Raw genomic sequence first — 25,936 nt, forward strand, 5'->3', positions numbered from 1 at the left:
TCTTCATCATCGAAAGCGGATGGTTAAAGAAAACAGGAATACGCCGTCGGTGCAAGTGTGCAGACGTGGTGAGAATTTATTACGTTTTGCCGCTACACGTTGTGGCGTAAAGCATGCTAAATACATGTATTCGCCCCCAATTTTCACAAGGTTAACTGTGTTAAAGCCACTGATTGCTGTTGCTATGCTGCTGGCGGGAACCTCTGCGTTTGCCGCTGATACTCCGCTGACAGCGGCGCATTACGCGCAGCAGTTGGGCGTGGGGATGGATGTCGACTGGGCGCGTACCGACCGGGGAATTCGTGAGTTTGACCCGCTGGTGGTGCGTGATTTCTACGATGCGGGCATCCGCCATGTGCGTATTCGCGTTGCCGATAACATGACCGAAGCACGCCTGATCCACTTGCGTAAACTGGTGGAAGCCTGCGAAAAGTATGGCGTGATCCCGATTATCGCTTACCAGGCGGATAGCTTCAAAGCCGATCCCGACGCGAAAAACGAAGCGCAACTGGTGGTGTGGTGGAAAACCGTCGGCACCTTTTTTGGCACCGACCACCCGACGCTCGGTTTTGACGTGATTTATGAACCGGCCGATAAACTTAACCACGACCTGTCTGCGTTAAATCGCGCCTATGAAAACGTTGTCAGAACGCTGCATGATATTGATCCGCAACGCATGATTTTTATCGCACCACGGATGCGTGCCGCCCCTGAAGATCTGCCTTCGCTGAAGCTGCCGCCGCATAGCCAGAATTTCCTGCTCGCAGAATGGCACATCTTTCCCTGGGGGCCGCTAAAAGCGAACGGCAAATACCCATGGACCTCCGGCACAACGGCGGAAAAAGCCGCCATTCGCGCGCGAATCAACACCGCCGTGCGCTGGCAGCAGAAAACGGGGCATAGCAGTTGGGTTGGCGGTTGGGCCGTTGGGGAATCAATGAAAAGCACGCCAACCGAGTCGCAACTGGCGTTTGCCCGTTTTATGGCTTGCGAGCTGAACAAGGTGAAAATCCCTTACGCGATTAACACCGATACGCAATTTTATGACGGTGAAGAGGGTGCATGGCGGCCCGCGCCGGAGCCGTTGCTGAAGGTGATGATCGCGCCAGATTGCTGCAAGCCCGACGCGAAGTCGGGCCATCATGAGGTTAAATCGCCGGTTCGTGGCGAGCAAAACGCGACGCCAGCGGCAGCCAGCACAGCAGGATCAAAAGCCCGGCCAGCGTCATCAGCATCCCAAGGCTAAACTGGCTGGTCTGCGGCAGTTGTGACGAAAGCCACGCCAGCCCGCCGGAGCCGATATTCTGCAAGCCACCGACCAGCGCCCCTGCCGTTCCGGCGAGAAACGGGAACGGCTCCATCGCACCGCTGGTTGCCAGCGGGAACAGCATCCCGGCACCAAAGAAGAATAGCGCGGCGGGAACCACCAGCGTCCAGATGTTCATCACGCCCAGCAAACCGGGGATCCACATCAGAATACCGGCCGCCAAACAGCTAATCACCGACTGCCACATCAGCGTGGTGAAGCGCTTATTCTGCCGTCCGGCAAACCATGCGCCGAAAAACGCCGCCGGAATCGGCAGGATAAACAGTACGCTGACCGTCATGCTGTTGAGGCCAAGAACGCCGCCCATCAATACGCCGGAACAGGCTTCAAACACCGCAATCCCTGCCAGACCGCCAATCAACATCAGCAGATAGCAGTTAAACGCGCCGTTACCGAACAGCGTTTTATAGCTGGCGATAAGCCGGATACGCGGCGCGTCCGTTGGGCGGGTTTCCGGCATCCAGCGCGCCATGCTGTAAGTGACAAACGCACAGAGTGCCAGCAGGAAAATAAAACAGGCGCGCCAGTTCACCAGCGTGTTCAGCACGCCACCAATCAGCGGAGCCAGTAACGGGCTGACCAGAATCCCCATATTCAGCAGGCTGTTGGCGTGGCGCAGCTCCGTACCCGCATAAAGGTCACGCGGCAGGGTTCGCGCCATCACGCCGCCGACGCCGGTACCAATGCCCTGCAAGGCGCTGGCCAGAATGAGCACCGTCAGGCTGTGCGTGGAGATAGCAATCAGCGTCGCCAGCATAAAAATGGTCATCCCGGCGAGGATCACCGGCCTGCGCCCAATTCTGTCCGCCAGTGGGCCGTAAAACAGCTGCGAGGCGCCATAAGTCAGCAGATAAGCCGCCATCACGCTCTGTACCGCGCCTTCACGCACGTTTAAATCGCGCGCCATATCGGCAATAGCCGGAATATAAATGGTTTGCGCCATTTGTCCGACGGCGACCAGAAGCACCAGCATCAACAGCAAATTGACGTTTCTTTGCCTTTTCATCTCGATGATTACTTTAAGAAAGTGGGGAATTAAAGAATATATGGCTGCAATTAAGCCTTTATGCGGGAGGAATCTATCACAGACAGATGACAGAACCACTATGCGGCACAGCAAAGGCGATGCTGCGCCAGGCAGGTTTTGTAAACAATTTTCGGCAACTTTTGTTGCCAGTTTGTCTTATGCAAGACGCAGTAAAATTGCCCCGACGGCAATACCGCAGGCAGCGATGATTCGCAGTCCGGCGACTTTCTCATTGAGCAACAAAAAAGCCAGTAGCGCGCCGAAAAGAATCGAGGTTTCACGCAGTGCCGCGACCACCGCCAGCGGCGCTTGTGTCATTGCCCACAACGCCAGTCCATAGGAGCCCATCGTGCCGATACCGCCGGGCAACCCTTTTTTCCAGTTTGCCACCAGATAGCGGGTCACTTCTTGTCGACGCGCCAGCATCGCCCACACCAGCAGGCAGAAGCCATTCATAAAGAATGTCCACAATGTGTAGCCGAGCGCCGAACCAGCAAGGCGCACGCCGGTGCCATCCACCAGCGTATAACCGGCGATAAAGCAGGAGTTGAGTAACGCCAGCCAGATGCCTTTACGCGACTGGCTGCGACCATTGAACGCCATACCGAGAATCGACAGACAGATCACCGCAATCCCGCCCCAGGCCATGCTGGAGAGCGAATCGCCAAGCCACAACACGCTGATTATCGCTACCAGCAGCGGCGCGGTGCCGCGCATCAGCGGGTAGGTCTGGCTCATATCCGCCACCTGGTAGGTTTTGGCGACCAGCAGCGTGTAGATCACCTGCAAAGCGCAACTGGCAATGAGATAAGGCGCGCTGGCGAGCGTCGGTTGCGGAGAAAAAGGCAGTAAAATCAGCGCGATTAATGCGGCGAAACCACTGACGGCAATGGCCGAATAGAGCTTGTCGCTGCCCGCTTTCACAATCGCGTTCCAGCTGGCATGCAGCAGCGCGGCGAACAGCAGAATACAAAATACGGAAATGGTCATGGCGGCAGAAATGGGTGGAATGTCACCAAAATGTAACATGATGAGCGCAAAGGAAGCCAGTTAACCAGACCCGCGCAAACGGTGCGTTAAGCATTTAAAAACGTCTCGCGAAAAGTGAACGGTTTTATAAAAAAGCGCCACCAATAGATCGTAGCAACCCCAAGTCACTACTCATCAATAAGGAGAAAACGTTATGGCCGGAGGAGCTTCAATGGGCGCGTCTTTAGCGTCCATGGGACAACTGGATATGGTTTCCGCCGCGACAACCATGATGAACGCCCAGGCGCAGTCAGCCAAAATGATCACCGATACCGTTAACGGTATTACCAGTTCGTTAATCGATTCGTCGACAAAAGCGCAAAACTCAATGCAGCAGGCGGGTAAAGCCATTCAATATTGAATGGCGTTAATAAAATAGCACTGTGCGATAAAGGAGTATTCTATGTGTTTTATTACCAGAGCAGCTTTAAATATGGTAAGCAACCCACAGGTTGTTTTTCAGCAAAACAATAATGTGTTAACGCGCTGCGGTTCCACCCCTAAACCGCCTGAAAATAATAATACCTGCTGTAAACCAGACGATGGCAAAAACTGTCATAAACCCGATAACGACTGGAATCATTGCAACAAGCCAAACAATGACTGGAATAACTGCAATAAACCCAGCAACAACTGCCATAAGCCAAATAATAACTGGGATGGTTGCAACCGCCCTGATAATAACTGGAATAGTTGCAATCGACCAGGCAATAACGGGAATAGCTGTTCCGGTTCAAATAATCACCACCGGCCGGGCAATGACCGAAATGATTGCATTACCGATACGAAATCTATCCTGCGCCAGTTATCTGATATGTTAGAAAAGCTCTCCAGGCAGGCGGGGCGGGATTTAAAAGCGGCTTCCGGGAGCAATGATCCTTTTGATGTACTGAAAGCCAACCGGTCGATGTCGAACTATTATTTAAATAACCAGTTTGTCTCGAAAATGATCAGTAAAATGACCAGCAGCGTGGAGCGAATGACCAACCTGCAATAACGATAAAACCCATTATGTTAATAAGAGCAATTAACGCCATCACCTTGTTATTACTGGTCATCTTCCTCTCCGGGTGCCAGGGTGAACTGGCGTTATATCAGGGGCTTGCTGAGCCAGCGGCTAACGCCATCGTTGCAGAACTCAAGGACAAAGGTATTGAGGCCGCAAAGCGTTCGGATAAAACGGGTTATTCCGTTTCGATAGCCATGTCCGATCTTCCTGAAGCTGTGAAAATATTACATTCCGCAGGATTGCCCTCCCAGAGCTATGTTAGCCTGGGAGATGTTTTTCGTAAGGAAGGGATGATTTCGTCACCGCTTGAAGAACGCGTGCGGTATATTTACGCCTTATCTCAGGAACTTGAGTTTACGTTATCGCAAATCGATGGCGTTATTATGGCAAGGGTTCATATTGTTCTGCCGGAACGTATCTCAGCGGGCGAGCCAATACAACCCGCCTCAGCAGCGGTATTTATTAAATATAACCGGGATATTCGTGTGGAAAAATTACAGCCCGTTATCAGGCGAATGGCGCTCAGCAGTATTCCGGGAATGGTGGATGCCGATGATAAAAAATTGTCTATTTCTTTTATCCCCGCAGAAGAATATAAAGCGCAAGGTGTTGCGCCGGAAAATAGAAAGCCAAACACCATGATATTGTATTTTCTGGGTGGTCTCTGCTTACTTGCGTCGCTTTATTTCTTTATACAGAAAAAATGACATCAATTTCATTAAAGGGATTTTCATGCTGCGATGGATTCACTGGTGGCGCAATGGCTGGCGCCATAAACGTCATCACAGTTGGCCATTGCCGGAAGAGTTGCACCTTATCCACGCGGTTATCACTTATGCTGAAACACACCAAAGGCTCTGGATTGATAACCTTTTTGGTGTCAAACCTACGGCGATTCCTGAACCCACAGAGGCGTTTATTAACGTCATTGAGCTATTACAACACCAGCGCGTTTTATTATTTGAAGCCCTTTTTTGTGTCTGCGTGGCTGGTCCATCATCGGTCTATCATTTTTTGTCTCCAGATGCTCAGCAATGGTGTCGCCGGTTGGCTATGGGGTTAAAACCAGGGCTATGGATGCCACCTCTCTCCTCCGATCCGGAAATTACCGGAATCATCTTGCTTCGTGGCTGGGTTGGCGAGCCTGTCTGGTCGCGAATGCGCTTTTCTTTGCCAAAAGAGAACGTTGAAGTGGTCGAACACCAGGCCGCTATCACCCTTGCGCCACAAAAACTTTCCGCGCTGTGGATGGCGGTTATCGCCTGGATGCAGCGCGAACGCTAACGGGAAAACAGCCATGCTGACAATGCATAAAATCAGCCCGCTCGCCGGTATTTCGCTGGTGCGACAACCGGTGATCCGCAAAGAGGATGTCGGCAACTTTTGCTTGTCCGACGCGGTAATTGATAACGCGCATCTTCGCGCGAGGGAGGTAATAAAACAGGCGCAACTCGCCGCAGAACAGCTTCGTCAACAGGCCTATGAAGAGGTATCGACAGCGCTGTGGGCGCAGGCACGGGTTATCCTTGATGACTGGGAAAAAGAACGTGAAGAGATGCGCCGGTGTATCGTCGACGCTGCAAAAGCGTTGCTGGCGCAGGCCCTGGAACTCGCGTTTGCCAAAAAGCCTGCCAGAGCCCGCCTCGAAGCCTTACTTAACCAATTGAAAAAGCACACAGAAACAAGCAGCGCAGCACGGTTACTCGTTAATCCCCGGCAATATGCGCAAGCTGCGGACTATTTAGCACAACATGCCGATCTGCGCTGGTCGCTGGTAAGCGATAGTCAGCAGGCCAAAGATGAGGTGTGTCTGAAAAGCACTCACGGCAGTTTTACCCTGAGTTGGCAGACATTCAGTGAGAGTTTTATCGCGGCTATCAACGCGGGTGTTCCGCCAGACGATCCGCAGATGGATAACGCTATGAAATAAAAGAGCCATTACCGCACGAGTAATGGCTCTGCCAGGCACATCAAGGTTAGTAAATTTTGGTGATTTTATCCGGCGTCACCAGGTTATTGGCCAGATGAACCTCATCGAATGACCAGGCGTAATCGCCAAATCTTTCCAGACGGTTCTTTTCACGCAGCCCGGCGATATAGCCGGGCGGCGTGGTATTCGCCAGCTCCATATAGTGCTCATTATGCTCAACGTTTTCCCGCAGTGAGACACCGGGAATCCCTTTGGCGTCAATTTCATAAAGGTGGAAAACGCCGCCAAACTCGCCCCGGCCGAAGCGCTCCGCGCCTTCCCGCGTGCGCGCAACAAACACCACCGGGCCGGACATCATTTTCTCTACCCCGGCAAAGTAATTCCCGTCACGAAAGCCTACCTCTTGCGGATCGCCGCGCCGCGCCACGCGATCACTCTTCTCCACCCGGTACAACTTTGTAAAATCAGCTCGCTCAATGTAACCCCGGTCATTGAGATAGCTTCCCGAAGGCAACTGGATAGTCGGTGCCCATGGGTTAATCGTAATCCCGTTGTCGGCATAAGGAGAGTGTTCCGCTCCGGACGTCACCACCGACGCGGGGGAGCTGCTTCGTGAACTCAAACCCGAAATGGGGGACTCAGTGCTTCGCGCAGGCGAAGCGCCGACAAGCGAGGGGCTTTTGCTCTCCTCCCCAAACAGTGAAGCGCCGGGCGTGCGGGGTAGGCCTGTTGTGGACACCTCTTCTGAAAGCGCGGGTGAGAAGGGCGACGCCGGTGATGCCGAACGGCTTGCCGTCGCGTCGAATACCGGTGTCGCGGGCGTTGGCGGCAGGCTGCTTTCCAGTGTCACCGGGGAGGAGGCGCGCGAATCCGGCAGCGATCGCGACAGGCTTAAATCAAGCGGGCGATCGGCTGGCGATACGCTGCCGGACGTTGAGGAGCCGGGTTGCGAATCGACATCCATCGGCGTCGGGCGGGAAAGTGCGGCATCACGGCGCGCTTCAGCCAGCCCGGCGCGCGGGTTGCCATACATTTGCTGAGCAGGCGCGTTTAAAAATTGGGGGTTGATCCCGCCCGGCAACCCGCTGCGCTGCCACTCGCCGCCGGCGGATTCCACCGTGAGCACCGGTTTGCGTGTCGCTGGATCGATAATGCGCGCCCGGCCTTCGGCGGCGCGGAAATCCGGGCTGACTTCGTACACCTGGCTTTCCCCTTCTGCGCCACGGTAACGCAGCAGCCAGCGGTCATTCCCGGCGGCGTCTTTCACCTGGTGAATCCCGCCCGCGCCAGCCCGGCTCTCTTTCAGCAGCGCCTCGCCATCCTGCAACGCGTACTGGCGAATATCACCCGCCAGCGAAGGGCGTAGGCGGTTCACCTCCGTCGCGATACCCGCTTCCGTCCCGGCTTCTTCCGTCAGAATTTCTTCCGGGGCGCTGCGCATTCCGGCAAGCGCTGCGCCTTCGCTGGTCAGAGCTTCCTCGCTGAAGAGTTCTGCCATCGCACCGGCGTCGGCGGCCAGACCGTCCAGCACCAGCAGCGTGCCGATATCCTTCATAAACAGCTCAGCGTTCGACGGTTCATTCTGTTCGGTACGCAGCGGCTCTCCGACAAAATGGCGCAGCGCCTGCACCTTATCCTGGTCGCTGTAGTGCGCCAGCGCCTTGCCTTCCAGACCCGGAACAGCGTCCTGGGTGTTGGTTTTATACTGCGCGCCGGTGTTGATTTGCTGGTCGAAAAAATCCCGCGCCGCCGCCACCAGCAGTGTCGGTTCCCGCGCGTTGCCCTGCGCATCAAAATGCGTCCTGGCGCTGGCGGCATACTGCCCGCGAACGCTATCCTGCAAATCCGCCAGTGCCCGGGGCTGTTTGTACCAGTCGGCGGGCAGATCAGCCGGATCGTGAATGCCCGCCGCCGCAAGGCCGTAAGCGAGGAGGGATTTTCGCGCCTCGTAAGGCGCGCCATAGGAGGCGGTAAAACCGGATTCACTGCTCTGGCCTTCGCGCTGGCGGATCATCTGCCCGGCAATCTGTTTTTCCAGCGTCGGGTAACCCTCACCGCGTGCATCGGCGGTAAAACGCAGGGTGCGAACATCAGGGCGCACGACACGGTCATCATTATTATTTCCTGGCCCGGTATATAACGAGCCGGTGGGGATTTCGCGTTTGTTTTTGGCGGAAGTTTCCTCGCGGATTATTGGCTGGGGAAAAACAGGAATTGATACAGGATCGATTTTCATAACCACCTCTTTTGCACAAATAAAAAAGATGTCGTACTACAGGTCGTCAAATTAATGACGCATACCTAATTTTTTCAGGAATGGCACGTCGACGGCGGGTAACTCAATATTTCCGGAAAAAATATTCTTAATATCATGCCTGAAAGGGTGTTCTGCATCTTTCAATCTGACAATGGTTATGGGATCACGTGATGCATTACCTTCGAGGGCGTGAATTTCTTTAACTTTTAAAGGCGTGTTGGGGTTAACTAAAATATGGTCTGGCAGCATGCCTCCGGCCGCCATTTTTTTTGGCGTTGTGCGGTCTAAAATAAAAAGTACTTTGTCGGTAGATTGCTTTTCAAATTGTCCAGTCCAGGTTTCAAGCCAGTTTATTGAATTCTGTGGTAATGCGGACGCGGACATAAATCCTGCGTCCGTCACCACATCGTTGACTTTTATTTTATTACCGTACGTACCTGCGGGAACGGTCGCCGCCCGATATGCGGGTGCGTCATAATCATTCAGTTTTGCTACGGCTGCTTTTAATTCCGTTGCCAGTGTTTCCCCTTCGGCGGAGGGGCTAATATGCCGCAGATGATTATTTATCGTGCGATAAGTTCCATCGCCTCCTTCAATATATTCCGCAAGAATACTTGACTCTTGCCTGTTTTTTATCGAATTCAAATGCAGAAGTGTTTTTTCATCGGCCGCTTTCTCTTTTGGCGTCCTGGCCCGGAATTGCCCCTCATCAGGCCTCATATATAACTCGCGAAGCTCTTCGCTGACCGGTGAAAATTTTTCCGGGCGCGCAGAAGTAAGCGCACTGCCGCCGGAGGTTCCGGCTGACGCAGTAAGGCTGGTTTGCGGTTCGGTATTGGTACGCAGTTTGACCCCACCGGGCAATGCGCTGCGCTGCCACTCGCCATTGCCCGACTGCACCGTCAGTACCGACTGGCGGGTCTGCGGGTCGATAATGCGCGCCCGGCCTTCGCTTGGCCGAAAATCCTGCCCGACTTCGTACACCTTGCTTTCACCAGTTCCCTCGCGGTAGCGCAGCAGCCAACGGTCATTTCCGGCCGCGTCCTTCACCTGATGAATCCCCCCGATGCTGGCGCGGCTCTCCTTCAGTAGCGCCTCGCCATCCTTCACGGCGTACTGGCTGATATCGCCCGCCAGCGACGGGCGCAGCCGGTTTACTATTGTCGCTCCGGTTTCTCCGGCCGCTGCGATCTCTGCCGCGGTGGTTTCCCCTGCCAGTGCGCCCCTGGCGGCTCCGGCTGTTGCTGCCCGGGCTTCACTGGCCACTGCCATCTCTGTACCGGTTGCGCCGGCCATCGTCACACCGGCTTCCCCGGCAGCCGCCTGCTCAGGGGCGTTGCGCAGCGTAGCCAGCGCGCTCCGGCCTTCCGTGGTCACCGCTTTTTCAGTGAAAAACTCCGCCATCGCCCCCGCTTCTGCGGCAATGCCGTCAAGCACCAGCAGCGCGCCGATATCTTTCATCACCAGCTCAGCGTTGGTGGGTTCATTCTGCTCGGTGCGCAGCGGTTGCCCGGCAAAATGGCGCAGCGACTGCACCTTATCGCGATCGCTGTACTGCGCCAGCGCCTTGCCTTCGAGCCCCGGAACGTCGTCGTAGGTATTGGTTTTGTACTGCGCGCCGGTATTGATCTGCTGGTCGAAAAAATCCCGCGCCGCCGCCACCAGCAAGGAAGGCGTGCGCGTGTTGCCCTGCGCGTCATAGTGCGCCTGTGGGGAGGCGGCATACTGCTCGCGGACTTTATCCAGCAGTGCTGCCGTTTGTGTGCGCCCGCCATCGGGCAGGCCGGCCGGATCGTGAATGCCCGCCGCCGCAAGGCCGTAAGCGAGGAGGGATTTTCGCGCCTCGTAAGGCGCGCCGTAGGAGGCGGTAAAGCCGGATTCGCTGGTCTGCCCTTCGCACAGGCGGATCATCTGCCCGGCAATCTGTTTCTCAATGGAGGGATAGCCTTCACCACGTGAGTCGGGAGTAAACACCAGCGAGCGGGCATCCGGGCGGACAGGGCGGTCGTCGTTATTATTTTGCGGGCCGGTATATAACGAGCCGGTAGGAATTTCACGGCGATTTCTTTTCTCAATTACCGGATTTTGTCCGTTTTCTACCGACGTACTAATAATGGTAGGTGGTAATGGGTTTATTTTCATCGCAGGGCTCCTTCACGATCTTTGAACGCGTTTATTTCTCTGTTTCGGTCTTTCTGGCTATATAAACTTCGATATAAGCGCCGGGTGATATAGGCGCGTTGGGGTAAGGAACGATCATGAGATTTTCATCGTTATCACAATCGGCATCATGAAATAAAACCGGCTGCTGCCCCGCGTTTTTTATTAATGATGAAGAGAGGGTATATTCCTGCGTTGCCAGTGATTTAACGTTTCCAGCCAGAACGGTAAGTGGCCAGTTAATATCGCAGACGTCCTCGATGGTTATATCATCGATAGCGGGCGATGAACCGGGTGAAATCGTGCCGCTGGATAGCCTGGTGATATCCTCGAAGATCTGCTTATACATTTTTTTAGAAAACGAACTGCCATATTCTGAGGCGGTTTTTATTACCCTGCTTTTTTCTTTGTTGGCCTCTTTTTGGATGATTTTCGGCGTGATGATAATAAACCGCTGCCGATTGTCACTTTCCCGCAAGTTAACGCCGGTATGTTTTTTTTCATGTACAGATAAACCGCCAATAATTAAAGAATCACCCTCATCGACCGTGACCAGCGTGCTGAGATTACCCGTCTTATTGTTATCTTCCGGCGCTGGCGTTGTCCCTTTGTTATACATATTAATTTTAATCTGTAACGCTTCCTGTTTATCGCTGGCGATAACGCGGGGTGTGATTTGCAATACCGTACCGTTGGACGCAGCAGAGAGCGGCTCATCTTTTTCCGCTTGTCGGTTTTGATGGCTAAAATTAAAGACTGCGGGAAAATTCTCCATCGTGATCAGTGAGGGGCGAGCGGTTAAAGACGCGCCGCCTTGTTCGACAATCTTTTGAATTTCAGCCTGAAATTTTTTCATCTCCTGTGCGTTAAGCACAGATTTGTTGCCGTTAATAACCGCTTCGTAAACGCTGCCTCTGCGGCTTAACCGTTTTTCCGGCATGCCGGTATTGAGGATCTGGCGGTTATCCATGTCGATAACCAGGATGTCGATGGCCACCGATCTCAGTGGAACATCGAGCTTTTCAATAAGCTGCGCATACTCACTCCTTTTGGCCGGATTATCCTGAATGAGGATGGCATTGCTGCGTGTACTGACCACGATTTTCGGCTTGTCATCGGTCGACGCGGGCAGTGCAGGCGCCAGTGAAACGCGATCCGCCAGCGCTGAAAATGACGCGCCTAATCGGTTAGTCAACGGGTTTTTGTCATCACTGAGATCAAGCGCCCCTGGATAATTGTACCGCTGCAGTTGGGGCGCTGATTTTTTGGTATCTAATAGCTGCGATAATATTGTTCCGACGCCCGGAATGGTGATCTGTTCATTTTGATATTCAACCCGGATATCGGCCGCTTCCGCGAAACGTAAAGGAAAGAACATGGTTTCAAAAGCGCCCTCTTTGTTTTTACTGGTATCAGGCTGCTCGGCAAACATTTTTATCAGGTTGACATATTCGGTTGGCCCGCTTACCAATATTTCAGCACTCTCCGGCAATTCTCCCCAGCCAAATCGCTTATCCAGCAGGCCAATATCCGTTAAGGCCTTTTTAAGGCTATCAATCGACTCATCAGACACTTTAATCTTTAGCGATTGCTGATCCGTTTTGCTGCTGACGTATAATTTATCCTCGAAAACAAACCACTGAAGATTATATTCAAGCGCCAGGCGTTCAAGAAACTGCTGCGCCGTCGTCGCGCGTAGTTTATTTTTTACCTCTGCCGCAATTTTTGGGTCTATAACCAAACGTAGCGAAAAGACATGAGCAAAATCTTCCAGCACTTTATTTAGCGGTGCAGGTGTGTTTTGGTAAGAGAATTCACCACTGTTTAATAGGGCGGGCACAGCCGCCACGGCGTGTTGATGTATAAAAACTGTTAATAATATCAGGGCTAGCGTTGCGCATCGTTTAGATAATCTGGCGCAATGCGAAACAGGCGAATAAAAAATACGCCAGTATAATTTCATACATGTCACCTGTTAGTTTATCGGCCATCGTTAATAATTGATCGAGCCAGATTGTGATTGAGCGTCACTTCCTGGTTTGCCGCCCAGGTGGCTGAAGAATATTGTTTCATATGCTGGTGAAACATCAGCCAGTCGCCCATTGACATGCCATTCATATTTTTTGCAGCGGTCTGAAAATCACTGCTGGCTTGTTTAAATTTACTGTCTAACTGACTACGCACAGAATCCATTTTTAGCATTTCAATTATCCCTGGTTTATTTATAAAGACGCAGATCCGGCCTGAAACCAAACAGCATGACGCTGGCGCGTTGTTCACCGAAACGGGCAATTCTGGGTAAAAAAGCCCATTGCTCTCCGCCGAGATATTTGGCAATTCGTTGGCTGGCAAGGTTAGACGACATAATCCAGGCGACCAGGGTTTCAAAGCCATATTCACGACCGAGCAACAGCGCCGCCAGCCCTAGATGAACGCCAAGGCCGCTGCCGCAGCGATCCGCGCGCACATATAAGGCGATTTCTCCGGTCTGCCGGCAAGCTAACGTTCCCCAGCTAAAGCGGTTAACTGATAGCCACGCGATAATTTCCCCTTCGCGTTCCAGCACATATACCGGCAATTTGTCTTGTTGATACAGCTCGATATAAAACCCCAGTTCTTTAACAGTGATCGGCCTTGTTACCGGAGAATTCGCGCCGGTATTCGCTGTCTCATTAAAAATCATGGTCATGGCTTCAATATCGCTTTTTTGCGCAACCCTGAGCCCACGAGGCAGCCGTTTTAAGATTCGCTCATTTAATTTCATTTCCATTAGTTACCCTTCTTCCTGATTATTTTTCAGTATTTTTCGCACTCTGGAGAGCCTGGAACGTATTGTTCCAATGGGAATGCCTAATTGCTCGGCGGCGTCGTGATAACTGGTGTCTGAATCCATAATATGATAAATGACGCTTTGCATTTTGAGCGGCAATTTATCGACCATGGCAATGGTTTCAGAAAGCTGTATTTTATGTTCGTTGATATAATCAGGGTTGAATATCTGATCGGAAATTAAAAAATTGACATCCTCCAGCGCCACCATTTCAGGTTTACTAAATGTCTTTTTAAAATGATTGCGTACTAAGTTAGAAGCAATACCAAATAACCAGGTTTCTTTACTGGACGCACCAATAAACTTATGCTGATTGCGAAACGCTTCAAGGTAAGTCATTTGTACAAGGTCATCTACATCACTTTGATTGTAAACACGACGGCTGATAAATTTTCTGAGTCTGGTCGTGGTGTTTGCGACTAACTCATCTATATCGAATGCACTTTTACGCACTGATTCAGTATTAACACTGATGGGTAACTTCCCCATAAAAAATCCCTTTCTCTTATCGATGTATTCCTTGTTCATTTATGAGTGGCAATAAAATGCAAATCTGCCTGGTTGATGAGAAGAATGTGCGAAATATGCCCGGCCAGGTGGAAGGGTGCTTAATCTGAATGCCGCCTGCGGCTATGGTTTATTTTGTTGATAACAAGTAGCGTGCTTTTTTAGGCATTTTCTTTTGCACATATTTAACCTTTGTGCTCACTAATAAACACATCTCGACATTTACTTTGAAAAAGCACTTTCCGGGGCGGTAGCCAAATAAGAGAGAGGATGAAAATAACGTGTGCCTGCCCAATAACTATCAATATACGTGGTGTTCATGAGAATGTTTTTCACGAAACTGGCCGTTCGAATGGTTAACCAGACTGAACTCATTGGCGCGGTTATCGTTATGACGATTGTCTTTATGATGGTTTTACCGTTGCCGGTTTTTATTATTGATACGGCTTTGTCACTGAATATCTGTATCGCCACGTTGCTGGCCATTCAGGCGTTATTTATGTCACACCCGCTGGCATTTTCGACGTTTCCGGCAGTTTTACTGCTGACCACCATGTTCCGTCTCGCGCTTTCCGTCGCCACGACGCGCATGATTTTATTGCAGCATGATGCCGGTCATGTTGTTGAAACGTTTGGCAACTTTGTCGCAGGCGGCAACCTCGCTGTGGGGTTGGTCATCTTTTTGATCCTGACCCTTGTTAACTTTCTGGTCATTACGAAAGGCGCGGAACGCGTTGCGGAGGTTTCCGCGCGTTTTAATCTGGATGCGATGCCAGGTAAGCAGATGGCCATTGATAGCGATTTGCGCTCGGGGCTGATTGATACGGCGGACGCGAGGGTTCGCCGCGAGCAACTGACGAAAGAGAGCCAGCTTTTTGGTGCCATGGACGGCGCGATGAAATTCGTCAAAGGTGACGCTATTTCCGGGATTATCATCGTTTTTATTAACTTGATCGGCGGTTTTTCCGTTGGCATTTTGCAGCACGGCATGCCCACCGCCGACGCCATGCATATCTACTCGATTTTGAGCATTGGTGATGGCCTGGTGGCGCAGATCCCGGCGCTGCTAATCTCGCTCGCGGCGGGCATTATTATTACGCGCGTCAATTCCGATAACGCGGCCTCCAGCGTCAATATTGGCGGTGAGATTATCTGGCAATTAACGCGTCATCCCAAAGCCTGGATCTATTGCGGAATCATTATGGCGCTGTTTGCGGTGGTGCCAGGCATGCCAGCGATGCTTTTCACCACCTTGAGTTTGCTGTGTCTGACCTTAGCCTTCCTGCTTACCCGGCAGGAAAAGCACAGGCTGGAAATGGCCGGACAGCCTGCTCCCGCAACTGTCGGCACTGAGCAAGCTCATTCAGCCGAATTAATGGGTTATGAAAATGTTCGCCGCTTTTTCCCGCTGCGCCCCTACCTGATGCAATTCCACCCACAGCATCAGCAACAGCCGGAGTTTGAACACCTGCTCCAGCGCATGTATGCCTTGCGCAACGACACTGTTTTTGAATATGGCCTCACGCTGCCCTCTTTCGAGCTTGAGGGCAATGAGCAGCTGGCGCCCGATGAATTTCGTTTCTGCGTCTATGAAGTGCCGGTTATTCGCGCAACATATGACCCGGACAAGCGCGCCGTTAATGCCGGGCTGGTTACTGAAGGTGACGGTACACCGGGGCTTGCAGCGCGCGAAGAGCAAGGTTTGCGTTGGTTTGCTGTGGACGATCAGCGCTTATCTCAGTACGAGGACGAAAAGCGCACATCAGGCGATCTGATCCTCGCGAGGATGCAGCGGACCATCCTGTCAACGGGATGGAAATTTGTCGGCTTACAGGAGAGCAAAGCGCTGATTGACTGGCTACGAAGCGAGCAGCCTGAACTGGCCGATGAACTCGAAAGATGTTTACCCATCGCGTGGTTTTCTGCCGTTTTGCAGCGGCTGGCTGCGGAACATGTCACCCTGCGACCACTGCGCCTGATTGCCGAAACATTGATTAAGCATAGCCGTCATGAATCCAACCTGATGGTATTAACCGAGCAGGTTCGTCACGCGCTGAGAGAGCAGATTTGTTACCAGTACAGCCAAAATGAAACGCTGAATAGCTGGTTACTGGCACCCGCCACGGAAGCGGTGTTCCGCCAGGCAGTGAACGCGGCGGGCGCGCAGCCGATGACGCTCTCTTCGGTGATGCATGAGGCGTTACTTTCCCGTTTAGCGCAGTGTTTTCCCACCGATGAAGAGACCCCTTGTGTGCTGCTCGTCGAACCTGAGTTGCGTGCCCCGCTTTCCGGTCTGCTACGGGAGTCGTCCACGCCTGTTCCGGTGCTCGCCTTTTCGGAGCTTATTCCATCGATAAACGTGCAGATTGAGGGGCGTATCGATCTTGACGCAGAAACCCACGAACTCGCAGAACCTGCAGCAGATTGAGGGAAAATATCATGCTCTATGAACTGAGAGTGCTTAGCGGCCTGAATAGCGGCGCACTGTTACCCTTGACCGGTACACAGTGGTTAATTGGATCAGCACCTGATGCGGACATGGTGTTATACGACGCGGCGATTGCGCAAAACCATTGCCAGCTACGCGCGACGGATAACGGCTGGCAGGTGGCAGCCCTGCAAGGCGCGGTGCTGACGAATGAGGGGCGTCGGGTTGAACACATCGATAACCTCGAATCCGGTACGCCATTCTCGCTGGCGGGAATTTGGTTATGCGTCGCGCCGTCAGACGCGCCGTGGGAAACGGAACACGCTCCCGCGGTGCAGGCAGATAGCCAGGCGAGTTCACATGCGCCAGCGGCTGAAAAACCGCGTCGTCGGCTGAATAAAGCCGTGGCTGCGGTTTGTCTTATCCTCGCGATAGGCGCGTTCGGGTTGGGCGGTTTTTCCGGCAACGACGAGCGGCCAACGGCTATTTCAGTGCCGGAGCCGAAGCCGCAGAAAACATTCCTTGAATCCGCCGCGCAAACCCGCGAAATCCTGGCGTCACTGCTTCAGCAGGCCGGTTTAGGGCAGCGCGTCGATCTGGAGATAACCGACAGTGACGACGTCATTTTGCATCTGGTCGGCGATGATAAGGTGCAGGCTGAAACGCAGGCGCTACTGCAACATTTTGCGCAGCGTTACCAAAGCGCTGCGCAAATCTCCGTGGAGAGTGTCCAGCCGCCGCCACCGCTGCCTTTTCGCATTGCCCTGGTTGTAAAGGGTGAATCCCCGTATATCGTGACCGACAAAGGCCAGCGGGTGTTTATCAATGACGAGATCAATGGCATTAAACTTCTCGGCATAAACGAAGAAAAGCTGATTTTTCAGGGCGAAACGCGGTTCGAGGTACCCTGGTGAGCGGCGGCTGGCAAGAGGAACTTGCTCGCTGGCAGCAGGCCACACAGAGTCAGCTTGAGCAGGCAGAGCCGGTAAACGTTATCGGCTCGGTGACAGGGATTAGCGGCATTGTTTTACAGTGTCATCTTCCGGGCGCGCGCTTAGGCGACTTATGCCTTTTGCCGCGCACGTCAGGCGAGCCGATTATGGCTGAAGTGATTGGCTTTGATTCGCAAGAGGTTTCGCTTGCCGCACTGGATACGCTGGAGGGAATTAAGCCTGGCGCAGAGGTTTACCCTTTAGGTTTGCCCCACACTATTCAGGTTTCGCCAGCACTGAAAGGCGGGGTGTTTGATGGGTTTGGTCGTGCCCTTGATGGGCAGGGTCAGGCCGCTTTTGTCGACACCTTAACCGCGCGATCTGTACCGGTGATGCATAACGTCACGCTGGCGACCGATCGCCTGTGTATTGAGACGCCGCTCTACACCGGGCTAAGCAGTATCGACGGTTTGCTGACGCTGGGCGCAGGCCAGCGGGCGGGGATATTTGCCGGGGCGGGATGCGGTAAAACAACGCTACTGGCGGAGCTGGCGCGAAACATCCCTTGCGACACTATCGTGTTTTGCCTGACGGGTGAACGCGGGCGCGAGCTGCGTGAGTTTATGGACAGGGAGCTTGATGAAGCGCTACGCCAGCGCACGGTGCTGGTTTGTGCCACCTCGGATCGCAGCAGCATGGAGCGTGTGCGCGCTGCGTTTACTGCCACCGCCATCGCCGAAGGGTTTCGCCAGCAAGGGGAATCCACATTATTAATTGTTGATTCACTGACACGTCTTGCCCGCGCACAACGTGAAATCGGGCTTGCTAATGGTGAACCGCCGGGGCGCAATGGCTTTCCTCCTTCGGTTTACAACTTGCTCTCGCGGCTGGTTGAACGCAGTGGGCGTACCCGGCAAGGCACCATCACCGCGCTGTATTCGGTGCTGGTTGAACAAGATTCGATGCAAGACCCTATTGCCGATGAAGTGCGCTCTTTAGTGGACGGGCATATTATCCTTTCGCGCAAACTGGCCGAACAGGGGCTTTATCCGGCCATTGATGTGGCTGCCAGCCTGAGCCGGGTCATGAATGCTATTACGGGAACTGAACAGCAAACTATTGCCACACATATAAGGCAATTAATGACGGCCTATGCCGATGTCGAAATGTTAATTCGCCTTGGAGAATACCAGACCGGCAGCGATCCCTTTACCGATTACGCGGTTGCGGTTAAACCGGCACTGGATAATATTCTCAAACAATCATTACGCGCGCCGCGCGCGCCTGAAATAACCTTAAATCGATTACGTGAGGTCGTGGAAAATGCGCCGGGTCCGCAAGGTGTTTTATAACGAAGAGAATGAAAACAGCGCAGATGAATCGTTAAGATTAACTATGCTACTGCGCCAGTTATTATCGCTTTATCATTACCGGACGGTAAAAACAGAATTGGCGTGGTTAAAACAACAGCGAGAAAAGGTAAAAATGGCGCAACAACTCGACGCGCTTAATAGGCATTCACAACACATTTCTCAATTTAATCGTGAATATTTTTCCGCGATGAACGATAAAAATACACAGCGCGTGTTATCGTTAATGGATATGCGAAAATGGCTTGAAAAAGAACAGGGAATGGTGCAACAACAGCAGGACGCCATATTGCGAATTAAGCAGCAAGAAACAGATTATCTGCGCCAGTGCGATAAGGTCGCTGCGCATTTTCAGTTGGTTGTCGGGAAAAGAAAACGGCAGGAAAAGTTTCGTTTTATCCTTGAACATCTGCATGCCATTTAGTGTTGGGCAACGAGTCATTATTGATGAATAAAACTGCGCTGTTATTTCCTCCTGTCAGTAAAGATGAGGTCATTGCCCGGCAATATCTGGATCGACAACCGATATTGAATTTTCAATGTGATGGTCAGCAAGGGCAGTTACGTCTCTTTCCGTTGCAGGCGGGAGAACGACTGCCAAATAAACCGATCTGTTTTGCCAGTCAATACGGTAAATTACGCCTTTATAATGCGGAGCCTTTGCTGAACCTGTTATCGCTTTGTCCGTTATTAGCCGAAAATAATAGTTCCCCGGCACAATGGTATTGGGATGTCTATAACGCCGCGCTCAGTCAGGAAATTAAAAATGTGCTGGGTTACTTACAGCCTGCTGAGGAAAGCCATGAGGCGGAAATCTACTGCCGGGTTGAAATAAAAAACAGCGAGCAATATGAAAGAGGGTTAATGGTGCTGTCGCCGTTAACATTAATTCGTCTGCTTCAGCATTCATCGTGGCACTTTTCTCCGACGCGGCAAAATAAGCATTTTTTACTCTCTTTCCCGTTGATCCTGGCCTCAACGGAGCTTGCGGCAGCCGCGTTACGGCAACTGCGCGTTGGCGATATTGTGCTGCCAGAAAACCGGCTCTTTAACCCGGCAGGATCAGGGCAACTGCAAATCGGCGCACAGTGCTTCTCTTTACAACAATGCGCCCCGCTGGCGCATAGCTTTACGATTGTTTCCCATAAGGAGATTGAAATGGAATTCACCCCTGTTGATACGGCATTTCCGCACCCGGACGCGACGCTTCCCCCGGTGTCTTTGCCGCGCGAGATCCCGTCACAACCTCATGAAATGCCGGATCTTTCATCTGTCCCCCTACGGATAACGCTGCGTGCCGGAACGCTAACGTTAACGCTCGACGCGCTGCAGTCGCTGCGGGCGGGTTCGATACTGACATTCACGGATTTTACCCCCGGTCAGGCGGCCATTTATTATGGCGAGCGCCCGTTGGCGCAAGGTACTTTGGTGGATGTTGAAGGCGTGCTGGGGCTGCAAATTACCCGCATGGAGCATTTCTGATGGATATTCAGCAGCTCAATCCCGCGGCGCTGGCGCTGTTTATCGCGGCGCTGACGTTGTTGCCCTTGCTGATGATTATCTCCACCTCGTTTCTTAAAATTTCCGTTGTCTTGCTGATTGTTCGCAACGCGTTGGGCATACAGCAGGTGCCTGGCAACATGGTGATCTACAGCATCTCGCTTGCCGCAACGCTGTTTATTATGGGGCCGGTATTTAATGAGATGACCCAGCGCGTGCGACAAATTTCACCGGACAAAATAGATGTCGCCGCGATTTATACTCACTATCCGACAGTCATTGCGCCGCTGCAAAACTTTTTGCAGCGCAATATTGATGCCCAAACGCATATTCGTTTAACCGAGGCGGCAAAAAAACTCTGGAAAGATCAGGCCAATAATCCCATAACGCGCGATAACCCTGCGCTGATATTAAGTGCATTTGTCCTTTCGGAATTACAGTCCGGTTTTAAAATTGGTTTTTTAATTTACATTCCCTTTTTAGTGATAGACCTTGTTGTCTCGACAGTGCTTATGGCACTGGGAATGCAAATGGTAGCACCCATGTTTATTGCTATCCCGCTTAAATTACTGCTTTTTGTGTTGATTGAAGGGTGGAGCCGTTTACTCGAAGGGTTATTTTACAGCTACCTTTAGCGATGAGAATAAATATGGACATTGTTGAACTGCTCAAGCAGGGATTAGTGCTGGCGATGCAAATATCGGTTCCTCCTGTCGTGACCGCGGTGGTGGTGGGTATTATCATTGCGCTGCTGCAATCGGTTATGCAATTACAGGACGCAACATTACCTTTTGCGGTAAAAATGGTTGCTGTTGGCGCCGTGCTGGCTTTTGTTGGCCACTGGATGCTGCAAAAAACAGTGCAGTTAAGTATTAACTGTTTTGACTTAATCAGCCAAATAAGAGCCTGGCAATGACCCTGGTCTCATTCGACTGGTTAGGTGAGGCGTTAATGGCACTGGTGAGTGCCTGTGCGCGTATTTATCCCTGCATGGCGATTATTATTGCGTTTTCTTTTAAGGAGATTAGAGGTGCGGTGCTCTACAGTATCGCCCTGGTGTTTACTTTTATTCCCGCTACTACATTTTATGCGCAACCCGATGTTGGCAATATCAAAGGCGTCATGTTTATTATCATGATGATAAAAGAGTCGCTGCTGGGTATTTTTTTAGGCTTTCTGTTGGTTGTGCCTTTCTGGTTATTCGAAAGCGTCGGGGTTCTGTTTGATAATCAGAGTGGCGGACAAATGGGGGAGCAAATTAACCCGTCGATAAGCAACAGTGGATCATTTTTTGGTTATGTCTTTAAAAGTATTTTTTTGCTGATTTTTATTCAGTTTCACGGTTTCGCTTACCTTATTGATATTCTCTGGCGTAGCTACACCTTCTGGCCAATCGATAAAATTTTCTTCACGGACACTGCGGTAACCTTTAAACAGTGGTTAGCTTTTCTCGCAGAAATATTCTCGTTTATTGTTATTTACAGCGCGCCTTTTGCTGTGCTGATGCTAATGATCGAGTTTAGCGTGGCGATCCTGAGCCTTTACAGCCCGAAAATGCAGGTCACCACCGTTACCATCCCGTTAAAAATTATTATCGGTTTATCCTTCCTGGTGGTTTATATCCCGACATTACTGCATCTTGCTGAGCAGCAATTATTGCAGCCTGAGCGCGTCGTCCCGATGATTTCTTCCACACTTAGTCTGAAAGCGAATTAAGCGATGGCGGAAAAAAACGAGCAACCCACACCGAAAAAAATTCGCGATGAGCGAAAGAAAGGAAATGTTTTTAAAAATGAAGGTGTGCCGTTGCTGCTGCTGATCACGCTGGCGATGGAATACATTTTTATTATGATGGAGCGCGGAATCGCTCGCCTGCAACAGCTCTTTACCGTGGCGCTGAGCTTCATGACGCTGCCGTTTATTACGGCGGCAAAGCGGTTAACGCAGTTACTGGCAGTGGAGTTGAGTATTTTCCTGGCGCCTGTTCTGGGCGTGGCGATAGCGGCAAGGTTATTTGGAAACTGGCTGCAATTTGGCTTTCTCATTGCGCCCGAATCGGCGATGCCGAAATTTGAACGCCTAAACCCGTTACAAAAAATTCAGCAAATGTTCTCCTCCAGAGAGCTTACAGAACTGGTGAGCAGCCTGCTGAAATTCTTAATTATTGTCTATGCCAGCTACAGCGCGGTTTATCCGCATATCAACGAGATCGTCTTTCTGGCGGTAAGCCCGCTGATGCGCTTACCGCAGGTGCTGCGTAACCTGGTTAGCGACATCTTTCACCACATATTGATAGTGCTTGCTGTCTGGACGGCGCTCGATTTCGGCCTGCAAAAATATCTGTTTATCAAGACACAAAGGATGAGCCTTGAGGAGGTACGCCGGGAAAACAAAGATACCGAAGGCGATCCGCATATTAAATCGTACCGCAGAAGCCTGATGATGAGCCCGCCGCCGATGCCCGTTGACGTACCGCAGCCCGGGGAAGTGTTAAGGCTGGCGGATGTGGTGCTGAATGATGCCGCATCACGGGTGGTTCTTCTGCGTTATGAACAGCAGAACATCGCGTTGCCGCATATTCTTTTTAAACAGCAGGGTAAAGACGCGGTATCCGGGCTTCTCGACAGCGCCCGCGCGTTGAATATCCCGATTATCGACGCGCCGCAGTTGGTTCATCTGCTGATGCAGTATGAGCCTGGGCAGGCCATTCCACGCCAGGCGATTGCCCATACGGCGTATATTTACAACCAGCTCCAGCAAATGAAAACACGCGAGCCAGAGACAGCGTGAGAGGTGTAAAAGAGGGGCGGTTTCCCGCCCCTCTTTGGTGCGACTTGAACCTGAATTACCGCAAAAACTTCAGGACAGCTTCAAGCAGTTGCAACAACGCAACAATGAGTTTCAGGATCAGAATAAACATCTCCATTCCGCCCATACGCTTTCTCCTCTGGTCAAGGAGCACCGGCTGACGTACCTTTCCGCTACCTGTTGCCAGCCTTGTTGTTGGCGTAACGCAGTGTGCTCTTGAGGGGTTAAGGCACTGACGGCACCACCCGTTTCAGCCAGGAATTCTTGCGCCGTTGAACGCGGCCCCTCACGCTGGTTCGCAAGGTCATTATACATTAACACTGTTTATATATACAGTATTTATTGGCGGAATTTTCGACATTGATCCATACTCAATGCGGGAAAAACCGCCTGAAAATTGCGCATCCGCAGGATTCGTCGTATAGTTGCGTGGTTGACGTAACGCAGTGTGTTTTGCGGCCACCAACCGCGAAAATGCTGACAAAAACCTCGCTCCGGCGAGGTTTTTTGTTTTCAGGTGCCAGGCAAATAAACGTGATCGGCTGCGCAGTTTTCTGCGGGTGCGTAAAAAGCAGTTGTCGGCGAATGATTCCTGTGTTTGTATAAATCTCGTTAATAACACAACAGACAGGCCCCTAATGAACGCTTCCACCAAACCGATGAACCTACTAAAAACCGCGCATAACGCCGCGGTGGTCGTCGTGCGTGTGGTGGTGGTCGTCGGCAATGCGCCGTAGGGTCCGGAACAACACACGATTCCAAAACCCCGCCGGCGCAAACCGGGCGGGGTTTTTCGTTTAAGCCTCTCCTGGAAAGCCGGCTCAGAATAAAAGGACTGGAGCATGGCAAGTTCGGGCAGCACATCGCAATCCACGCGCTACACAGGCGCGCAGCTGATTGTTCATTTACTGGAACGTCAGGGCATCACCACCGTAACCGGTATTCCCGGTGGCACCGTTTTGCCGTTATACGACGCGCTAAGCCAAAGTAAACAGATCCGCCATGTGCTGGCGCGTCACGAGCAGGGCGCGGGCTTCATTGCGCAGGGCATGGCGCGTACGCAGGGCAAACCGGCGGTTTGTCTGGCGTGTAGCGGGCCAGGGGCGACCAACCTGGTGACCGCCATTGCCGACGCGCGTCTCGATTCAATCCCGCTGATTTGTATTACCGGTCAGGTTCCGGCCTCGATGATTGGCACCGATGCGTTCCAGGAAGTGGACACTTACGGCATCTCTATCCCCATCACAAAACACAACTATCTGGTTCGCGACATCAGCGAGCTGCCGCAGGTGATTTGCGATGCGTTTCGCATTGCGCAGTCCGGTCGCCCGGGTCCGGTGTGGATAGATATTCCTAAAGATGTGCAGACAGCGGAAATCGCCCTCAGCGAGCTGCCGGAACCGGGTCATAAAGCGCCAGCGCCCGCCTGGAACGCCCAGGATGTTCACGCTGCCGCCGCGATGATCAACGCCGCCGAGCGCCCGGTACTCTATCTGGGCGGTGGTGTCGTTAACGCGCCGCAGCAAATCCGTCATCTGGCGGAAAAAGCCAATATGCCCACCACCATGACGCTGATGGCGCTCGGCATGTTGCCAAAACAGCACCCGCTGTCGCTCGGGATGCTGGGAATGCACGGCGCACGCAGCACGAATTATATTTTGCATGAAGCGGATCTGCTGGTGGTGCTTGGCGCGCGTTTTGATGACCGGGCGATTGGCAAAACCGAACAGTTCTGCCCGAATGCCAAAATTATTCATGTGGATATCGACCGCGCGGAGCTGGGCAAAGTGAAGCAGGCGCACGTGGCAATCCAGGGCGACGTTGGCGAAGTGCTTGATGCGCTGATCCCGCAAGTCGAAGCCCATTCCCGCCACGCCTGGCGCAACACCGTGGAGCAGCTGCAAAAAGAGTTTCCCGGTGCGATCCCGCAAGCGGGCGACCCGCTCACCCATTACGGTTTGATCAATGCGGTCGCGGCCTGCGTGGATGATAGTGCGATTATCACCACCGATGTCGGCCAGCATCAGATGTGGACGGCGCAAGCCTACCCGCTGAACCGCCCGCGCCAGTGGCTGACTTCCGGCGGGCTGGGCACCATGGGCTTTGGCCTGCCTGCGGCGATTGGTGCGGCGCTGGCAAACCCGGAGCGTAAGATCATCTGCTTTTCCGGTGATGGTAGCCTGATGATGAACATCCAGGAGATGGCCACCGCTGCCGAAAATAATCTCGATGTAAAAATTATCCTGATGAATAACGAAGCGCTGGGGCTGGTGCATCAGCAACAGAGCCTGTTCTACAAGTCCGGCGTGTTTGCCGCTACGTATCCCGGCATGATCAACTTTATGCAGATTGCCGCTGGTTTTGGCCTGCATACCTGCGATTTAAACGCTGAATCTGACCCGCAGGCTGCGTTGCAGGAGATTATCTCTCGTCCGGGGCCTGCGCTGGTGCATGTGCGTATCGACCCGCAAGAAAAAGTTTACCCGATGGTGCCGCCGGGCGCGGCGAATACAGAAATGGTGGGGGAATAAGCCATGCAAACAACTGATAACGTCATTCTCGAACTCACCGTGCGCAACCATCCGGGCGTGATGACTCATGTGTGTGGGCTGTTTGCCCGCCGCGCGTTCAACGTGGAAGGCATTCTGTGTCTACCGCTACAAAGCGGCGAGCAGAGCCGCATCTGGCTGCAGGTGGCGAACGACCAGCGGCTGGAGCAGATGATAAGCCAGATCGATAAACTGGAAGATGTGGTGCAGATTATCCGCCACCAGACCGATCCTGGCGTGTTTAACAAACTCGGTCTGTTCTTTGAATAATCA

27 protein-coding genes are annotated in these 25,936 nt (G+C 52.4%); 18 read left to right on the forward strand and 9 right to left on the reverse strand.

Annotated features, from left to right (window positions below; genetic code table 11):
• Positions 1 to 157 precede the first annotated feature (157 nt).
• On the forward strand, positions 158 to 1,246 hold the full coding sequence (locus BN2591_RS13485; RefSeq protein ID WP_193821467.1) for a cellulase family glycosylhydrolase: 1,089 nt from the start codon (positions 158 to 160) through the stop codon (positions 1,244 to 1,246).
• On the opposite strand, the gene emrD is transcribed toward BN2591_RS13485, so the two are convergent.
• Both emrD and BN2591_RS13495 read right to left on the reverse strand, forming a co-directional pair.
• Positions 1,149 to 2,333 carry a multidrug efflux MFS transporter EmrD gene (gene emrD / locus BN2591_RS13490; RefSeq protein WP_086872245.1) on the reverse strand — a complete coding sequence of 395 codons (1,185 nt, stop codon included), beginning with the start codon at positions 2,331 to 2,333 and terminating at the stop codon, positions 1,149 to 1,151. The genes BN2591_RS13485 and emrD overlap by 98 nt on opposite strands.
• A 177-nt stretch (positions 2,334 to 2,510) precedes the next feature.
• The gene (locus tag BN2591_RS13495; protein WP_086872605.1) at positions 2,511 to 3,344 is read right to left on the reverse strand and encodes a DMT family transporter; all 834 of its coding nucleotides are present in this window, start codon (positions 3,342 to 3,344) and stop codon (positions 2,511 to 2,513) included.
• A 193-nt stretch (positions 3,345 to 3,537) separates the two neighbouring features.
• Here BN2591_RS13495 and BN2591_RS13500 point away from each other — a divergent pair, with 193 nt between their 5' ends.
• From BN2591_RS13500 to sctL, 5 genes are read left to right on the forward strand one after another with little or no spacing between them, the layout of a single operon-like run.
• Positions 3,538 to 3,744 (forward strand): type III secretion system major pilin HrpA, encoded by a 207-nt coding sequence (locus tag BN2591_RS13500; RefSeq protein ID WP_025263787.1) that lies wholly within the window; start codon positions 3,538 to 3,540, stop codon positions 3,742 to 3,744.
• A gap of 42 nt (positions 3,745 to 3,786) precedes the next feature.
• Positions 3,787 to 4,380: an EscI/YscI/HrpB family type III secretion system inner rod protein gene (locus tag BN2591_RS13505; protein ID WP_086872247.1), complete on the forward strand. Its 594-nt coding sequence runs from the start codon at positions 3,787 to 3,789 to the stop codon at positions 4,378 to 4,380.
• Positions 4,381 to 4,394: 14 nt separating this feature from the next.
• Complete coding sequence (gene sctJ / locus BN2591_RS13510) at positions 4,395 to 5,099, forward strand: type III secretion system inner membrane ring lipoprotein SctJ (RefSeq protein WP_086872249.1); 705 nt, start codon at positions 4,395 to 4,397, stop codon at positions 5,097 to 5,099.
• Entirely contained in the window at positions 5,065 to 5,676 is a 612-nt protein-coding gene (locus BN2591_RS13515) for a hypothetical protein (RefSeq protein WP_244173010.1), read from the forward strand. The genes sctJ and BN2591_RS13515 overlap by 35 nt, the downstream gene beginning before the upstream one ends.
• Positions 5,677 to 5,689: 13 nt before the next feature.
• Positions 5,690 to 6,322 carry a type III secretion system stator protein SctL gene (sctL, locus tag BN2591_RS13520; protein WP_086872253.1) on the forward strand — a complete coding sequence of 211 codons (633 nt, stop codon included), beginning with the start codon at positions 5,690 to 5,692 and terminating at the stop codon, positions 6,320 to 6,322.
• A gap of 46 nt (positions 6,323 to 6,368) precedes the next feature.
• On the opposite strand, the gene BN2591_RS13525 is transcribed toward sctL, so the two are convergent.
• From BN2591_RS13525 to BN2591_RS13550, 6 genes are read right to left on the reverse strand one after another with little or no spacing between them, the layout of a single operon-like run.
• Positions 6,369 to 8,558, reverse strand: a complete 2,190-nt coding sequence (locus BN2591_RS13525) for a hypothetical protein (protein WP_086872255.1) — start codon at positions 8,556 to 8,558, stop codon at positions 6,369 to 6,371.
• Positions 8,559 to 8,609: 51 nt separating this feature from the next.
• Positions 8,610 to 10,721 carry a hypothetical protein gene (locus BN2591_RS13530; protein WP_086872257.1) on the reverse strand — a complete coding sequence of 704 codons (2,112 nt, stop codon included), beginning with the start codon at positions 10,719 to 10,721 and terminating at the stop codon, positions 8,610 to 8,612.
• Between the two features lie 31 nt (positions 10,722 to 10,752).
• Positions 10,753 to 12,702, reverse strand: coding sequence for a secretin N-terminal domain-containing protein (locus BN2591_RS13535; protein WP_086872259.1), 1,950 nt, complete (start codon positions 12,700 to 12,702; stop codon positions 10,753 to 10,755).
• 17 nt (positions 12,703 to 12,719) lie between these two features.
• Positions 12,720 to 12,941: a hypothetical protein gene (locus BN2591_RS13540; protein WP_086872262.1), complete on the reverse strand. Its 222-nt coding sequence runs from the start codon at positions 12,939 to 12,941 to the stop codon at positions 12,720 to 12,722.
• Between the two features lie 16 nt (positions 12,942 to 12,957).
• Entirely contained in the window at positions 12,958 to 13,509 is a 552-nt protein-coding gene (locus BN2591_RS13545; protein WP_086872264.1) for a GNAT family N-acetyltransferase, read from the reverse strand.
• A gap of 3 nt (positions 13,510 to 13,512) precedes the next feature.
• Positions 13,513 to 14,058, reverse strand: a complete 546-nt coding sequence (locus tag BN2591_RS13550) for an RNA polymerase sigma factor (RefSeq protein ID WP_086872266.1) — start codon at positions 14,056 to 14,058, stop codon at positions 13,513 to 13,515.
• A 343-nt stretch (positions 14,059 to 14,401) separates the two neighbouring features.
• Between BN2591_RS13550 and sctV the strand changes: the two genes are divergently transcribed.
• The 9 genes from sctV to BN2591_RS13595 are packed head-to-tail and all read left to right on the forward strand — an operon-like array spanning position 14,402 to position 23,096.
• Positions 14,402 to 16,504, forward strand: coding sequence for a type III secretion system export apparatus subunit SctV (sctV, locus tag BN2591_RS13555; RefSeq protein ID WP_086872268.1), 2,103 nt, complete (start codon positions 14,402 to 14,404; stop codon positions 16,502 to 16,504).
• An 11-nt stretch (positions 16,505 to 16,515) separates the two neighbouring features.
• Entirely contained in the window at positions 16,516 to 17,418 is a 903-nt protein-coding gene (locus BN2591_RS13560) for an FHA domain-containing protein (protein WP_086872270.1), read from the forward strand.
• Positions 17,412 to 18,788, forward strand: coding sequence for a FliI/YscN family ATPase (locus tag BN2591_RS13565; RefSeq protein ID WP_425268954.1), 1,377 nt, complete (start codon positions 17,412 to 17,414; stop codon positions 18,786 to 18,788). The genes BN2591_RS13560 and BN2591_RS13565 overlap by 7 nt, the downstream gene beginning before the upstream one ends.
• Positions 18,778 to 19,230, forward strand: coding sequence for a hypothetical protein (locus BN2591_RS13570; protein ID WP_231942982.1), 453 nt, complete (start codon positions 18,778 to 18,780; stop codon positions 19,228 to 19,230). The genes BN2591_RS13565 and BN2591_RS13570 overlap by 11 nt, the downstream gene beginning before the upstream one ends.
• A 23-nt stretch (positions 19,231 to 19,253) precedes the next feature.
• On the forward strand, positions 19,254 to 20,288 hold the full coding sequence (locus BN2591_RS13575) for a FliM/FliN family flagellar motor switch protein (protein WP_086872274.1): 1,035 nt from the start codon (positions 19,254 to 19,256) through the stop codon (positions 20,286 to 20,288).
• On the forward strand, positions 20,288 to 20,941 hold the full coding sequence (sctR, locus tag BN2591_RS13580) for a type III secretion system export apparatus subunit SctR (RefSeq protein ID WP_086872277.1): 654 nt from the start codon (positions 20,288 to 20,290) through the stop codon (positions 20,939 to 20,941). The genes BN2591_RS13575 and sctR overlap by 1 nt, the downstream gene beginning before the upstream one ends.
• A 14-nt stretch (positions 20,942 to 20,955) precedes the next feature.
• On the forward strand, positions 20,956 to 21,222 hold the full coding sequence (gene sctS, locus BN2591_RS13585) for a type III secretion system export apparatus subunit SctS (RefSeq protein ID WP_086872281.1): 267 nt from the start codon (positions 20,956 to 20,958) through the stop codon (positions 21,220 to 21,222).
• Positions 21,219 to 22,022, forward strand: a complete 804-nt coding sequence (sctT, locus tag BN2591_RS13590) for a type III secretion system export apparatus subunit SctT (protein ID WP_086872283.1) — start codon at positions 21,219 to 21,221, stop codon at positions 22,020 to 22,022. Before sctS ends, sctT begins: the two co-directional genes overlap by 4 nt.
• 3 nt (positions 22,023 to 22,025) lie before the next feature.
• Complete coding sequence (locus BN2591_RS13595; protein ID WP_086872285.1) at positions 22,026 to 23,096, forward strand: EscU/YscU/HrcU family type III secretion system export apparatus switch protein; 1,071 nt, start codon at positions 22,026 to 22,028, stop codon at positions 23,094 to 23,096.
• 55 nt (positions 23,097 to 23,151) lie between these two features.
• Here BN2591_RS13595 and tisB read toward each other — a convergent pair whose 3' ends face one another.
• Positions 23,152 to 23,241, reverse strand: a complete 90-nt coding sequence (gene tisB / locus BN2591_RS13600; RefSeq protein ID WP_017458115.1) for a type I toxin-antitoxin system toxin TisB — start codon at positions 23,239 to 23,241, stop codon at positions 23,152 to 23,154.
• Between the two features lie 511 nt (positions 23,242 to 23,752).
• Here tisB and ivbL point away from each other — a divergent pair.
• The 3 genes from ivbL to ilvN all read left to right on the forward strand — a co-directional run bounded on the left by ivbL (position 23,753) and on the right by ilvN (position 25,933).
• Positions 23,753 to 23,851 (forward strand): ilvB operon leader peptide IvbL, encoded by a 99-nt coding sequence (gene ivbL, locus BN2591_RS24275; protein ID WP_139164763.1) that lies wholly within the window; start codon positions 23,753 to 23,755, stop codon positions 23,849 to 23,851.
• Between the two features lie 105 nt (positions 23,852 to 23,956).
• Entirely contained in the window at positions 23,957 to 25,645 is a 1,689-nt protein-coding gene (gene ilvB / locus BN2591_RS13610; protein WP_086872289.1) for an acetolactate synthase large subunit, read from the forward strand.
• A 3-nt stretch (positions 25,646 to 25,648) separates the two neighbouring features.
• Positions 25,649 to 25,933 carry an acetolactate synthase small subunit gene (gene ilvN, locus BN2591_RS13615; protein ID WP_017458118.1) on the forward strand — a complete coding sequence of 95 codons (285 nt, stop codon included), beginning with the start codon at positions 25,649 to 25,651 and terminating at the stop codon, positions 25,931 to 25,933.
• The last annotated feature ends 3 nt before the right edge of the window (positions 25,934 to 25,936 follow it).

This window comes from Kosakonia pseudosacchari, assembly GCF_900184035.1.
GTDB classification, from domain to species: Bacteria; Pseudomonadota; Gammaproteobacteria; order Enterobacterales; family Enterobacteriaceae; genus Kosakonia; species Kosakonia pseudosacchari.

Bases quoted from the DNA above. Each gene is read 5' to 3' on its own strand.
- sctL (WP_086872253.1), top strand. From the start codon at position 5,690: ATGCTGACAATGCATAAAATCAGCCCGCTCGCCGGTATTTCGCTGGTG.
- BN2591_RS13545 (WP_086872264.1), bottom strand. From the start codon at position 13,509: ATGGAAATGAAATTAAATGAGCGAATCTTAAAACGGCTGCCTCGTGGG.
- emrD (WP_086872245.1), bottom strand. From the start codon at position 2,333: ATGAAAAGGCAAAGAAACGTCAATTTGCTGTTGATGCTGGTGCTTCTG.
- BN2591_RS13550 (WP_086872266.1), bottom strand. From the start codon at position 14,058: ATGGGGAAGTTACCCATCAGTGTTAATACTGAATCAGTGCGTAAAAGT.
- BN2591_RS13525 (WP_086872255.1), bottom strand. From the start codon at position 8,558: ATGAAAATCGATCCTGTATCAATTCCTGTTTTTCCCCAGCCAATAATC.
- BN2591_RS13495 (WP_086872605.1), bottom strand. From the start codon at position 3,344: ATGACCATTTCCGTATTTTGTATTCTGCTGTTCGCCGCGCTGCTGCAT.
- sctT (WP_086872283.1), top strand. From the start codon at position 21,219: ATGACCCTGGTCTCATTCGACTGGTTAGGTGAGGCGTTAATGGCACTG.
- ilvN (WP_017458118.1), top strand. From the start codon at position 25,649: ATGCAAACAACTGATAACGTCATTCTCGAACTCACCGTGCGCAACCAT.
- ilvB (WP_086872289.1), top strand. From the start codon at position 23,957: ATGGCAAGTTCGGGCAGCACATCGCAATCCACGCGCTACACAGGCGCG.
- BN2591_RS13530 (WP_086872257.1), bottom strand. From the start codon at position 10,721: ATGAAAATAAACCCATTACCACCTACCATTATTAGTACGTCGGTAGAA.
- sctR (WP_086872277.1), top strand. From the start codon at position 20,288: ATGGATATTCAGCAGCTCAATCCCGCGGCGCTGGCGCTGTTTATCGCG.
- BN2591_RS13540 (WP_086872262.1), bottom strand. From the start codon at position 12,941: ATGCTAAAAATGGATTCTGTGCGTAGTCAGTTAGACAGTAAATTTAAA.
- sctS (WP_086872281.1), top strand. From the start codon at position 20,956: ATGGACATTGTTGAACTGCTCAAGCAGGGATTAGTGCTGGCGATGCAA.
- BN2591_RS13560 (WP_086872270.1), top strand. From the start codon at position 16,516: ATGCTCTATGAACTGAGAGTGCTTAGCGGCCTGAATAGCGGCGCACTG.
- BN2591_RS13505 (WP_086872247.1), top strand. From the start codon at position 3,787: ATGTGTTTTATTACCAGAGCAGCTTTAAATATGGTAAGCAACCCACAG.
- tisB (WP_017458115.1), bottom strand. From the start codon at position 23,241: ATGGGCGGAATGGAGATGTTTATTCTGATCCTGAAACTCATTGTTGCG.
- BN2591_RS13500 (WP_025263787.1), top strand. From the start codon at position 3,538: ATGGCCGGAGGAGCTTCAATGGGCGCGTCTTTAGCGTCCATGGGACAA.
- sctJ (WP_086872249.1), top strand. From the start codon at position 4,395: ATGTTAATAAGAGCAATTAACGCCATCACCTTGTTATTACTGGTCATC.
- ivbL (WP_139164763.1), top strand. From the start codon at position 23,753: ATGAACGCTTCCACCAAACCGATGAACCTACTAAAAACCGCGCATAAC.
- sctV (WP_086872268.1), top strand. From the start codon at position 14,402: ATGTTTTTCACGAAACTGGCCGTTCGAATGGTTAACCAGACTGAACTC.
- BN2591_RS13535 (WP_086872259.1), bottom strand. From the start codon at position 12,702: ATGAAATTATACTGGCGTATTTTTTATTCGCCTGTTTCGCATTGCGCC.
- BN2591_RS13575 (WP_086872274.1), top strand. From the start codon at position 19,254: ATGAATAAAACTGCGCTGTTATTTCCTCCTGTCAGTAAAGATGAGGTC.
- BN2591_RS13595 (WP_086872285.1), top strand. From the start codon at position 22,026: ATGGCGGAAAAAAACGAGCAACCCACACCGAAAAAAATTCGCGATGAG.